Below are 12,902 nucleotides of genomic sequence, written 5' to 3'. Positions count from 1 at the left end.
CATGCTTTTCCCCCTGTTCTGGCTGGAGAAAGGATGAGAAATAGGTTCTATGCTATAGAGTCTTTTGCTGCATATCTTCCTCAAGCCGAATAATGTTAAGATTTGATTAATGGGTATAAGTCTGTCCATCCGGTGGTGTATAATCGAGGCGGTGAGGAGGCGTAGACCGTGAAAAAGTGGAACTCTGTATTTGCTAATCTGGCTGTATCTTATATTTCCATCGTGCTGGTCATTGTTCTCTTGCTCTGCTCCGTCTTCTATATTTATTTCTCAAAAAGCTATGAAGAGGAGCTGCACTCCAAAAATCAGCTGATCATAGACAACACAGCCCAAACGATTGAAGCCACGGTGCTTCAGAGCGTGCAGCAAATCTATCTGAATCTATCTCTCGATAAAACCGCAGATATTCGTTTATTTGCCGATTCCTCCTATAAAAGCAACCTTAGCAAAGCCATTGATCTGCAGGAATTGCTCCAGTCACAAGTGGCTGCCCATTCAGACCTCATCTATGCGGCGCATTTGTATTATCCGGAGCAAAATGTCATGCTCTCCTCCAATTATGGGCTGAAATTCAATGCCGACCAAGGCAGCAGCGCCGTATTTTTTGCCGATTGGATGAATGGGATGCGAGGCAATAAGCAAAACCAGCTCTGGACAACAACCCGATTGATTCCACAAGATATTTATTCCAGCCTGCCGAATAGCAAAAGCGAAGCCTTGATCACCTACACGCATAGCTATCCCTTTCAAGCCTCTGGCGAAAACAGTGATCTGATGATTGCGATTGACTTGAAGGAAAGTGCGATTAGCGGGGTTATTCGGAATATGATGCCCTCGCAATATGAAAGCACGTTTATATTAGATCGTTCCGGGAGCCTGATCACGGGTTCAGACTATGAAAGCCTAGGTCTGCACAACGCTACCGACTCCAGCATCACCGAGACCTTGCAGTCCAAGGCGGAGTCTGGCCGCTTTAAAGACACGATTAATGATGCCCCTTATGCGGTTTCCTACCAAACGCTGCCATCGACCGGCTGGAAAATATACAGCGCCATGCCTGCCAGCTTCTTCTATCAAAAGTTGATTTTCGTACAAAAGCTTGTACTTGTCATCTGTGTAGCTGCCCTATTGATAGGAATCGTATTATCCGGGATTTTTGCTAGAGTAAGTTACAGCCCAATTAAGCGATTGGCGGGAAGAATAAAGGACTTATCCGGGCATGCGCCTGAAAATGTGACGAATGAATTCAAGCTTATTGATACCGCTTTCATTAAGCTGAACGATAAGGTCAGCAATCTGGAAGAGACGCTTCAGGCTAATAGCTCGGTTATCAGGCATAATGTATTGCTGAACCTGCTCCACAATAGCAATACAAGAGAAAAATTGGCGGAAGAGCTCCCCTTTCTCGGCATCTCTCAGGCCTACAGTCATTATTGCAGCATGATTGTAAATACGGGCCAAGCCTATGCCCATTTAAGCTCCAGAGATATGCAGTATGTCGTGTACCGAATGATCAGCCAGTTGGAGGGGGCCTCTGTGCCGGAGGCGCATATCATTGCCGAGGAGCTGCCGGACAAGACGATCGTTATCCTTGTTTGCGCGAGCGAAACCTGCGACTTATTTTTAGAGCAGCTGTCCCGTTTTGTATTAGCGGAAGCCAAGCAGCAGTTTCAGCTGGATTTTCAAATTTCACAGGGGTGCTGGGTAGAGGATATCATCGAGGTTCACCAAAGCTATATGGAAGCCCAAAGCTTAATAAAATACGGCTATTTCCTACCGGATAGATCCATTTTGAATGATCGTACTCTACTCGATCGCGAGCATAGCCTTGAAGAAATCCCGCAAGCGATGCTTATGAGGTTCAGAGATAAATTGCATGCCCGTCAAGCCCCCGAAATTGCGACAGCGGTTGAGCAATTGGTTGTGACGATGCGGGAAGGCATGTACTCTGCCGATTATTGCCGCTTTGTTTTGGCGAACACCGTATACGTCTACTCCGATTATTTGAAAAGCGTTCGATACCAGCAGCACGATCAAGGCCATCTGGATTTATACAATCAGTTTAACGAGACACGTAATATTTATCATTTTCAGGAATGGCTGGTTAGCTCCATATCGGCATGTCTTGAGCAAATGGAGAAACGGAATAACGATCGAGCTGTCTCCAGCATTGACGCTGCCAAGCAATATATTCGCAACCATTTATCGGAGGATCTGTCGCTTGAGACGGTGGCTGCCCAGGTGTTTATTAGTCCCAAGTATTTGAGCAAGCTATTTAAGGAAGAGAGCGGCATCACCTATACCGACTATGTTACCAGCCAGCGAATGGAAAAAGCGACCGCTTTAATCGTGAACAATAATATGTCTGTTGAGCAAATTGCCAGTACAGTCGGCTATAGGACTGCGGCTTATTTTATTAAGAAATTTAAGGAACGGCATGGGTGTACGCCGGGCAATTATTTGCGCCATACCGTTAAGCAAGCGTAAACGGCTGTCGCCGTCCCTTGGCGGCAAAGCTTCCGTTTCGCGTAGAAATATAGAGAAAGTATGGCGAGGTCATATACTTTCCTATATTTCAAGCGTAAACGGCTGAAGCCGTCCTCTGGCGGCAAAGCTTCCGTTTCGCGTAGAATATAGAGAAAGTATGGCGAAGTCATATACTCTCCTATATTTCAAGCGTAAACGGCTGTCGCCGTCCCTTGGCGGCAAAGCTTCCGTTTCGCGTAGAAATATAGAGAAAGTATGGCGAAGTCATATACTTTCCTATATTTCAAGCGTAAACGGCTGTCGCCGTCCCTTGGCGGCAAAGCTTCCGTTTCGCGTAGAAATATAGAGAAAGTATGGCGAAGTCATATACTTTCCTATATTTCAAGCGTAGCCGCTTCAGCCATAGCGTGCATGCAGAAATACGATTCAAGGAAGGTTTCATCATGAAAATGAAGGAATTACAGCGTATCGCCACCCTTATAGCCGTCGTATGTCTAAGCTTGGTCAGCGGGTGCGAAACAAGCTCTGTGCACCTGTCTGCTGCCAAGGATTTGCAAACCCCGATAGCTTCTGACAGCCCGCAGCACAGCATTTCTTGGACGATGCATCTCAATCTGCCTGTTCCAGAAAATGCGGAGATGGTGCGCCTCCTTGAAAATAAATTCAATGTCAATTTGGACGTCTGGAATTTAGAAAATAACAAATATGAAGCGCTTCTGGATATGCTGCTGGCGCAGGGCGAAATTCCCGATTTATTCAGAATCAGACAGACTCAGGATCTCCTGAAATATCAACAGCAAGGCTTGCTGGCCGAAATTCCCGAGGAAATGCTTAATCAGTACGCTCCAAACATTATGAAGGCCATTCGAGAAAATGCGCCCGCCTATCAGGATTATGGCAAAATCGACGGCAAATATTATGGCATTCCTGTCGTCAATCCCACAAACATTTATCGCATACCTGTTGTATATAGAGAGGATTGGCTCGATAAGCTGGGCCTGACGGTGCCTGAGACACTATCTGATTTTGAGAAGGTCATCTATGCATTCGCGAATGGAGATCCGGATGGCAACGGCAAGAAAGATACGTACGGCTTGTCCAGAGAAGGAATGAATGTTGTTTTCGGCGCTTTCGGGCAAATCGTCTTCGCAGACCAGCTTTACTTCGGGGTGAAAAATGAAAAGCTCATCATCGGCGCATTGGAGCCAGAAATGCAGGAGGCGCTGCACTATCTTCGTAAGTGGTACGCTGATGGCATCATCGATCCCGAGTTTATTACCGGCGAAAATAAAGGCGGCTACAAGCATCTGTCCCATGCCTTTATCAATGGCAAAATCGGCATGACCTCCATGGGCAATTACTATCACTGGATTCAAGCTGGCGATTATTTAGCCTTAGAGGATGAGGGCGGCGCGAATGGCGCGGAGATTCCGGTAGAAGCTACATTTAACGCAAAGGAACTAACGGCGGGCAATCCGCAGGCCAGAATTGTGTTCGGCCAGCCCTTTCGTGGACCGGAAGGAAAACGGGGCTCCAAAGCCTATGATATGCTGATGAGCTTCACCGCTATCGGAGCTGACGCAGCTGTTGATCCAGGCAAGATGGAGACGATCCTTCAAATACTTGACTATGTGAGCGCGAGTCCCGACCCGGATGAATATGCCTCAATGAAATATGGGATCAAGGGCACACACTGGACATGGGCAGGAAACGTGAAGGAGGATGTCATTGTGCTGCCTCCCTATGACACCATGTTTAACTATCAAAATACAATCGGCGCCAATCTAGGCATGACGGTACCCTTGGTCCCTAAAGAACGAAGAGAGCGATGGGCCTCAACCTTGAACCTTGATCAAGATGGCATCTACAACGCTTTGGAGGTTGCGACTCCCTCCTTAATCCATAACGGAGCTGAATTAATCAAGTTAAAAAACAAAGCCTATGTCGCCTTTATTACCGGCGAGAAGCCGCTAGAAGACTTTGATCGTTTCGTCCATGAGTTTATGAAGGCGGGCGGAACGGAGGTACTGCAGGAAGCAAATGACTGGTATCGCCAGCATGCTGTAAAATGACGGAAAACCATGTATAACCTCTGCACGTTTATTCCACAATAAGAACGTTTTGTTACAGGCGCATGCCGCGCCATTACAAGGAGGTTATAGGATGAGTCCATCTACAACACAAGCGCCAGCCCAGACGCTGCCGCCCCAGCATCAGGATCAGCAGCCTGGACTGGAATCCGTTATGCATCCGCAGCCTGTCTATAAATCCGCAACTTATAAGGCTGCTGGAAAGCTGATGGGCAAAGCGGCGATTATTACCGGAGGGGACAGCGGAATTGGACGTGCCGCAGCGATCGCTTTTGCAATGGAGGGCTGCGATGTCAGCATCGTTTATTTGGAAGAGGACTCCGACGCGAAGGTTGTAAAACAGGAGATTGAGCAGCTTGGCAGACGCTGCCTGCTGATTTCTGGCGATATCGGCGATGAAGCCTTCTGTCAACAAGCGGTCGAGCAGACGGTTCAGGCATTCGGCAAGCTCGACATCATCGTCAATAACGCTGCAGAGCAGCATGTGCAGCAGCGCCTTGAGGATATTACGGCGGAGCAGCTTACCGCTACGTTCCGCACCAACGTATTCGCGATGTTTTATTTGACGAAAGCGGCGCTCGCCCATTTGAAGCAAGGCGCATCCATTATTAATACGGCATCGATTACCGCCTATCGCGGCAATGAGACGCTGATCGACTATTCGGCCACCAAAGGCGCGATCGTCTCCTTCACCCGCGCCCTATCCGCCAATTTGGCAGGCCAAGGCATTCGGGTCAATGGCGTCGCACCGGGCCCCATCTGGACGCCGCTTATTCCGTCCAGCTTCGACGCACAGAAGGTCGCCACCTTCGGCGGTGATACGCCGATGAAACGTCCCGGCCAGCCTGCCGAGCTTGCCGCCGCCTACGTCTATCTCGCATCGGATGACTCCAGCTATGTCACCGGACAGATGATGCATGTCAACGGCGGGGAAATTATTAACGGGTAATAAAAAAATAAAAGTGCACCTCCCAGAATGATTTTGGATTAGCGCCAGCTTACGCAGACTTTTCCAATACCTAATTCTGAGAAGTGCACTTTTCATTTACATGCAGCCTGCCCACTTGAGAACCGCAGCATCCGAGTCTTGCTGAAGAAATACAGCTCGCGACGCTCCCTCTTTTTTTGACGGACTGAGGTTCCGCTATTCTGGCTTTTAATCCGAATTCCGGCCGTAGGCGGACAGGAAAGCCGTTATCACCCTCATTTTCTTGTCAAAATGGCCAACAGCAGCGCATTAGCGGCTTCTGGGTCCGGAGCCTGTTCCTTAACTCGTAATTCCGTTGAAATAGCGGCTGCTGGGTCCGCCAAATAATAGGATCATGAGCTGGCTCGCTTACATTTGCATGCTATTTGCATGCTATTTGCATACATGCCCTAGAATGCACCGGTCTTACTCCTCTTCCGGACCCAAATGCACTTTGTCCTCTTCATTATCGCGAACCGTTTTCTGAAGCACGAGGCAAGCTACAATCAGGAAAGCTCCGGCAATAGCATAGTAGCCTTTTACATAGAATGGCTCCTCCAGCGTGTACAAGCCAATGTATTGCGCAAGCACAGCAATGATAAAGCCGATCCAAGCCATGAATGTAAAGGCTGGCGTGTTGCGATTGCGATAGGAAGGATTTTGTTCCTTCAGAAATTTATCCTCATCATTGTCGCGGGCAAGCTTCTGGAGCGTAAAAGAAGTAATGACGAGCAAGATTCCTGTTACGGCGTAGTAGCCCTGAACCGAAAGCGGCTGATTGAGCGTATAAATGCCGATAAATTCAAAGGCGAATGCGAGTACAAAAGCTCCCCAAGCCATAAACGTATAAGTTGGTGTATTCCGGCGACGGTAAAAGTTCATTGATTTGCGAACAGGCATTTGATTTTCCATGATAGGCGTCCTCCCGTATAACCTTGCGGTTATTTGTTTGATAGCCTTATCTTACCTGTTTTCGCTGGAATAAATAGTACCATCTTCTCTTAGTACCAGCTGCTAATACGATGCAATCAGCTTACACAGCGCTTCCTTCCCGCTCGCTCCCTGCCAATCCGTTACCTTCTGCATGAAAAGCTTGAACGGCACTATCCAGCCGCTCCACTAATTCGCCAAGCTGCTCGGCAGCGGCGGTTACCTGCTCGAAGCCGTCCGTCTGCTCCTCCACCGCCTCAGCCACCTGATTGGACAAATCGCTGCTCTGCGCCGCAATAACGGCAAGGCTGCCAAGCTGCTCATGCACTTGGCCGACACCGATGCTAAGCTTAGCAATATGCTCGCTGCTCTCCTTGATTTGGCGCGTGCTGCCTGATACGGACAGTGAGATGTGGCGCAGCGCTTCATCCATCTGCTTCACCACCTCGGATTGCCTGCTGCTTTGCTCCCTCACATCCGCCATAGAGCCAACGGTTTTCCCGATATCCTGCTGCACACCTGAAATGAGCGCCACCGTTTCTTCCGTCGCCTCACGCGACTGCTGGGCAAGCTTGCCCACTTCCTCCGCTACGACAGCGAAGCTGCGACCCGACTCTCCCGCTCTGGAAGCTTCAATCGAAGCGTTCAGCGCCAAAATGCCGGTCTGCTTGGCAATGCCGCTAATCGTCGTCAAAATTTGATTCACGCTTTCCGCCTTGCTACGCAAATCGCTAATAATTTCGCCGATCTGCTGCGTCGCCTCATTGCTGCTGTCATTGCGCCTTCCCAGCTCCTGCATCAAGGCAAGCCCCTGCTCATTGCCCTCGTTCATCTGCACGATGCCCTGCCATACCTCCTCCGTCTGCTCGCGCAGCGCAGAAGCTTGATCCGCAAGCTCTGTAGCGGTATCCGCACAGGAAGCCAGCATCGCCGATTGCGACCGATTGCCCTTGGCAATTTCCGCGACCGATGCGGTCATTTCCTGCGCCGCAGCCGTCGTCTGCTGCGATACGGCCAGCAGCGTATGGGACGACTGGCCGATTTCCACGGTCGTTTCTTTAATGCTGCCCGTCAAGCGGCGCAGCTGCTGCACCATATGATTGAACCCGCTGCCAATGCGTCCAATTTCATCCTTGCCTGTATAGCGAGACTGCACATCCAGCTGTCCGGCGCTGACCAGCTCCATATCCGCTACGATTCGCTTCAGCGGCCGCACCATGCGCGAGCCTACAAGGAGTGCGGTCAGCACAGCGAGCACAATGACGCCCAGCAGCAAATAAAGAATGAGCCACGTCTGATGGTTAACCTCCTGATAAATATCATGGGTGGGCGATGCCACAATTAACGTATAGTCATTCGACAAATTCGCATAGGAAACGAGCGTCTCTTCTCCGCCCCACTGTGTAAGCATGACACCTCTGGGCTCCTGCCCTACCTTTTGCGAAAAGGCCTCATCCACATCTTTCAGCACAGCAGCCTCTGTATGGACAGGATCAATAAGCAGCTTCTGGCTAGCATTAATCAGAAGCGCATAGGTATCATCAAACGTACGAATGTCGCCTAGAAAGCTTTGAAAAAGGTCAAAACGAATATCCATCCCCACAATGCCGACGGATTCTCCATTTTTAAACAATGGCACCGTATAGCTAATCATATCGACGCCAATATTCTCATTGCGGTATGGGTCAAGCCACATCGCCTTGCCCGACTGGACAGGGAGATAATACCAGCCTACATGAGCGGTATCGCTAGGATCGTATTGGCTGAAATCGGTTGGCGTCAGCTGCTGCATCTTGCCGCTGTCATCCGAGTCCGCATGAAAAATGCCGGAGGTCGGAGCAGTAAACGCAGGATTAAATCGAATATAGAAGGACATTGCTCCTTCCGTCTCTTCCGCAAACTGTGCAGCAATCGGGCGCAGCGTCTCCTCATACTCTGTAACGTACTCGCCATCTGTCTTGAAGCGCTCCAAATCATTCAGCAGGGATACAGCGGTTATCGCCAAGCCATCGACTGAATTTTGAATGGCATTGATTTTGGAATCCAGCTCGCCAGCGGCGCTGTCGACCGTCAGCTCTGCATTATCTCGCGAGTAGCGCTCCAGAATATTATTGCTAGTATACAAACCCGTAAACCCTACAATCGTTCCAGACAACACTGCAAAAATAATAATTGCCAGCATGATGCGAATACGAATGCTACTCATCCTACTCCTGCCTCCTATGAAATCCTTCTCAAGAAGGACTTTCATTTTTCTATTTTTACCTTCTTCTTCCTTTATCGGCTGAAAAACCACTGAAATGAATATAAAAGGACAAAGACTTAGTTCGTATGAACTAAGTCTTTGTCCTCGGTTGCAGCCGCCTGTTGACTGCTGTTTATATCGTATAGCTAACCTTCTTCTGTAGTGGTATTTCCTCTTTGCCAAGCACCTTATTTAGAATAAGGTTTTCAAAATATATAAATCCGCTGTCCCGGCTGCGCGGCCGGTCTAGCGTAATTCGCTTGTCGAGAGAGATGACGCCTTCCTCAATCAAAATAACCCGGTCTGCCAGCGCAACGGCCTCGCTCACATCATGCGTGACGAGAACGACCGTGAAGCCCTGCTCCAGCCACAGCCGTTCAATCAGCTGCTGCATTTCAATGCGCGTCAGCGCATCGAGCGCGCCAAGCGGCTCATCCAGCAGCAGCAGCCGCGGCTTGCTTGCCAGCCCCCGGGCCAGCGCAACCCGCTGCTTCTGCCCGCCGGAAAGCACATGCGGCCATTCGCCTGCGCGGTCCGCAAGCCCGACCTGCGCCAGCGCTTCCGCCGCCTTCGCCTTATCCTTGCCTGGCGTGCCGATCCGTACATTGTCCAGCACACTCTTCCAAGGCAGCAAGCGCGCCTCCTGAAACAGTACGCGAATATCTGTCCCTACGCTTTGCTGTTCGCCGCTGCCCAGCAGCAGCGTGCCCTCCGTCGGCAAATCCAGCCCGGCGATCAGCCGCAGCAGCGTACTTTTGCCACAGCCGCTGCGGCCGACGATGGCGACAAATTCGCCACGGTCTATTTTCAGATCAACGCCCTTGAGTACTTCCTTGCCTGCAAACTCTTTGCGTACCCGGCTTAACTGGAGCTGTGCCCCTTTGCGGCTATCGGTCATGTCATCCCCTCCTATGCTTTCGCACGGCTGTAATTCGGATTCCACTGGAGCAGCCGCCTCTCGAGTATTTTCGCAATGCTGTCGGACAGCTTGCCAAGCAGCGCATAAATGATGATGCTCAGCACCGTCACATCCAGCTGCATAAATTCCCGGGCATTCATCGCCATGTAGCCGATGCCCGAATTGGCCGCTACCGTCTCCGCCACGATGAGCGTCAGCCACATAATGCCGAGCGAATAACGGACGCCGACCAGCACCGAAGGCAGAGCTCCCGGCAAAATCACTTCTTTATACAAGTCGAAGCCCCGCAGCCCATACACCTTCGCCATTTCAATAAGTCCGCGGTCAATCGAGCGAATGCCATGAAAGGTGTTGAGGTAGATGGGGAAAAAGACGCCCAGCGCGACCAGCAGCAGCTTCACCTCTTCGCCAATGCCGAACCAAATAATAACGAGCGGAATGAGTGCCAAATGCGGCACATTACGCAGCATTTGAATCGACGAATCCATCACGATTTCCGCTCTTGAGGAAAAACCGTTAATAAGGCCCAGCAGGAAGCCGATTCCGCCGCCAATGAGAAAGCCCAGTATGGCTCGGCGGGCGCTGATTGCAATATTTTCAGCCAGCTGGCCGCTCTTAATGGAAGTGATCAGCTCCTCAATGACCTGCAGCGGCTGCGGCAAAACGTTAGCGGCGATAATGCCCGTAACCGTCAGCACATGCCAGGCGATTAGCAGCAGAATCGGAAGCAGCCATGGCGTGAAGGAGGATGTCCAGAAGCTGTAGGATGGTTTTCGCAAAATATAGCTCTCCTTTCAGGCCCCGAATTATTTCAGTGCGTCCGCAAAAGCGTCGCTCCAGATCGTCTTCACATCAACCGGATTTTTAAGCAAATCGACCTTTTGCAGCGTATCGGCAATGTCCTGCTGGGAAGCAATCGCTGCATCCGATGGCGGCAAAATCGTAGTCGGCTGCTGCGCTTCGCCGTCCTTCAGCGTTTGGAGCGCCTGCTCCACAGGCTGCTTCGTATTTTCAGCTACAATGCCTGCCCATTTCTCCTGATTCGCACGAATCCATTCATTGTACTGATTGAGACGGTTCAGGAAATCCGCAATCGCTGCATGCTTGCCCGGATCTTCAATCGCTGCCGGATTCGCTTCAATCGGGAAGTTGCCGGATAAAATATTCTGGGCAGACGCCAGCGTCGTTGCGCCATTTTGGCGTGCCGATATGACCGCGTTGCCGTAGCTAGCCAATGCATCCACGCTGCCGCCGATCAATGCGCTGAGGCCATCGGAGGTCGACAGCGCTACAGGCTCAATGTCCGTCCAGCTAAGCCCTGCTTCTTCAAGCATTTTAAGCAGAAAATAATGCGCGGTTGTGCTGCTGACGTAAGCTACCTTTTTGCCCTTCAAATCGGCTACGGATTTCACCGTCGAGCCTTTTGGAATAAGCAGCTCCTGCTGGAGCGTGCTGGATTTTTGAATGGCAATAATTTTAAAATTGCCGCCGTTTGCGGCCTGTGCTGCAAACAAGGGCGGGATTTCGCTCGTCAAGGCGACATCCAAATGTCCGCCTGCCATGGCCTCCAGCTGCAAATTGCCGCCTTGGAAGACGCTGAATTCGATTTTGTAAGGCGTAGCATCGAGTCCAGCTTCCTTGAAGCCAATCTTTAGATTTTCCCAGCCCGTCTGACCGATGTTCAGCGTGACTTTGCTCAAATCCGGCCCGCCTTCCGCTGCCGGGCTGCTGCTTTCAGAAGCTGCAGCTGGGCTCGCCGATGCTGCTCCTGTGTTCGTCGTCCCCCCTGTATTGCCGCATGCTGCGAGCAGGCTCGCTAAGATGATTGCTATGCTTAAGCCTAGCCACTGTCTCTTTCTGTTCTTCACGGTTGTTTCCGCCTCTCTAGATCTCGTGTGTAAGGTTTCCCCTTATTGTGTGCCTTTTATTGCGAAGCAGCAGCTGCCTTGCTTCTAATGCGCTTCCCCAGCTGGTCCGCTGCAATAATCGCCTCAGCGATTGCCGCCGGATGAACGGCGAATGGCAGCTCGGCAGCTTTCGCTCCAGCAAGCGGCACTTTACCTGCAATGTCATAAGCGATTTTATCCGCGTTTTCTTCAAATCCGAGCTGCGCCAGCGTAACCGGCAGGCCAAGCGCATCCAGCTTCGCAGCAAGCCGCTCCGTCTCCGCGGGCGTTTGCCCTTGCAGCAGCGTGTGGGCAACGAGCCCAAACGCGACCTTCTCGCCATGCAGCGAGCCATGCGTTTGCGCAAACTGCGTCAGGCTGTCGTGGATGGCATGGGCCAAAGCGCCGCGTGCGCCTCCTGCCGATACGGTGTTCACTTGTCCGGCCAGCCAGACAATCGCGTGACTCACCTCATGGAATGCGGGTGTCACGATGCCGTCGCCCGCGTTCGCATACGCCTGCTGCGCATAGTGGTCCAGCACCTCGACCGCCAGCTCTGACGTTTTGACGCCAAGCCGTACATCAAGGTCGGCCGGAACCTTTTTCACATTGACGACCGTCTCGTTCCATTTCACATACGTATCGCCTATGCCCGAAGCAAGGTAGCGCTTAGGTGCAGCAGCAAGCGCCGCCGTATCCGCAAGCACCAGCTGCGGGGATTGCTTCAGCGGCAAGTAGCCTGCCGAGCGCCCCTCCTCGTCGTACAATACGGTGAGCGCTGACCATGCCGCGCAGGTTGCCGCAATCGTCGGCACCGTCACGCTCGGCACATTTATCCGCTGCGCAACCGCCTTCGTCAAATCCAGCACCCGACCGCCGCCAATTCCAACCAGCACGTTGATATCCTGGCTCGCTGCCAGCTCCGAGTAGGCTGCGATCTGCTCCGTCGTTACCTGCCCGGAAAAGCGATGCACCTGATAAGTGACATCGACCGCATTTAGACTGGCAAGCAGCGGAGCCGCTGCTTCAAGCGCTTTTTCCCCGCCGATTATAAAGAGCTTGCTGCCGATTTCTGCAATTTTCGCTCCACCTTCTGCCCATGCATTCGGCTCGTTTACATATTGATTTGGTGCTTTTACTTGTACCATTTGTTTGCGGGCCCCCTTGTTTGTAATCAGCTGCATAGCACTTTATACTCATTATTCATAGTTGTTTACTTGTATTTAGGCAAGTATAGGTTACCCCTAGCCAATCGTCAATCGGCATCAGCCCAGAAATAATCTATTAGTCGATTATAAAAATCTATAATCGCGCGAACGCTTTTGCCAGCGAAAAAAAATGCAGAACGGACATCGTTGCTGCTTTAGCAACGGCCTGT

General features: G+C 51.1%; 9 protein-coding genes and 1 pseudogene. 3 read left to right on the top strand and 7 right to left on the bottom strand.

Annotated elements, in window-relative coordinates; translation table 11 throughout:
* Positions 1–168 precede the first annotated feature (168 nt).
* The 3 genes from ACSR9A_RS15310 to ACSR9A_RS15300 all read left to right on the top strand — a co-directional run bounded on the left by ACSR9A_RS15310 (position 169) and on the right by ACSR9A_RS15300 (position 5,526).
* Positions 169–2,487, top strand: a complete 2,319-nt coding sequence (locus ACSR9A_RS15310; RefSeq protein WP_473758066.1) for a helix-turn-helix domain-containing protein — start codon at positions 169–171, stop codon at positions 2,485–2,487.
* A 443-nt stretch (positions 2,488–2,930) separates the two neighbouring features.
* Positions 2,931–4,559, top strand: coding sequence for an extracellular solute-binding protein (locus ACSR9A_RS15305; RefSeq protein WP_473758064.1), 1,629 nt, complete (start codon positions 2,931–2,933; stop codon positions 4,557–4,559).
* Positions 4,560–4,650: 91 nt separating this feature from the next.
* Positions 4,651–5,526 carry an SDR family oxidoreductase gene (locus ACSR9A_RS15300; RefSeq protein WP_473758063.1) on the top strand — a complete coding sequence of 292 codons (876 nt, stop codon included), beginning with the start codon at positions 4,651–4,653 and terminating at the stop codon, positions 5,524–5,526.
* Positions 5,527–5,970: 444 nt separating this feature from the next.
* Here the strand turns inward: ACSR9A_RS15300 and ACSR9A_RS15295 are convergent, their stop codons facing one another.
* From ACSR9A_RS15295 to ACSR9A_RS15265, 7 genes and pseudogenes are all read right to left on the bottom strand, one after another.
* Entirely contained in the window at positions 5,971–6,162 is a 192-nt protein-coding gene (locus tag ACSR9A_RS15295; protein ID WP_052737008.1) for a YiaA/YiaB family inner membrane protein, read from the bottom strand.
* A gap of 84 nt (positions 6,163–6,246) precedes the next feature.
* Positions 6,247–6,384 (bottom strand): annotated as a pseudogene (locus tag ACSR9A_RS15290) (YiaA/YiaB family inner membrane protein); the annotation flags it as partial.
* A gap of 193 nt (positions 6,385–6,577) precedes the next feature.
* A complete protein-coding gene (locus ACSR9A_RS15285) occupies positions 6,578–8,680 on the bottom strand; it encodes a methyl-accepting chemotaxis protein (RefSeq protein ID WP_473758062.1) in 2,103 nt (700 codons plus the stop codon).
* Between the two features lie 172 nt (positions 8,681–8,852).
* Positions 8,853–9,617, bottom strand: a complete 765-nt coding sequence (locus tag ACSR9A_RS15280; RefSeq protein ID WP_473758061.1) for an ATP-binding cassette domain-containing protein — start codon at positions 9,615–9,617, stop codon at positions 8,853–8,855.
* An 11-nt stretch (positions 9,618–9,628) separates the two neighbouring features.
* Positions 9,629–10,417: an ABC transporter permease subunit gene (locus ACSR9A_RS15275; protein ID WP_056035890.1), complete on the bottom strand. Its 789-nt coding sequence runs from the start codon at positions 10,415–10,417 to the stop codon at positions 9,629–9,631.
* A gap of 27 nt (positions 10,418–10,444) precedes the next feature.
* A complete protein-coding gene (locus ACSR9A_RS15270) occupies positions 10,445–11,506 on the bottom strand; it encodes an ABC transporter substrate-binding protein (protein ID WP_473758059.1) in 1,062 nt (353 codons plus the stop codon).
* A gap of 56 nt (positions 11,507–11,562) precedes the next feature.
* Positions 11,563–12,672: an iron-containing alcohol dehydrogenase family protein gene (locus ACSR9A_RS15265; protein ID WP_473758057.1), complete on the bottom strand. Its 1,110-nt coding sequence runs from the start codon at positions 12,670–12,672 to the stop codon at positions 11,563–11,565.
* Positions 12,673–12,902 lie beyond the last annotated feature (230 nt).

Source organism: Paenibacillus sp. R-74696 (assembly GCF_055814915.1).
The sequence above is the reverse complement of the archived record's forward strand: the minus strand, read 5'-3'. Positions and strand labels throughout refer to the sequence as shown.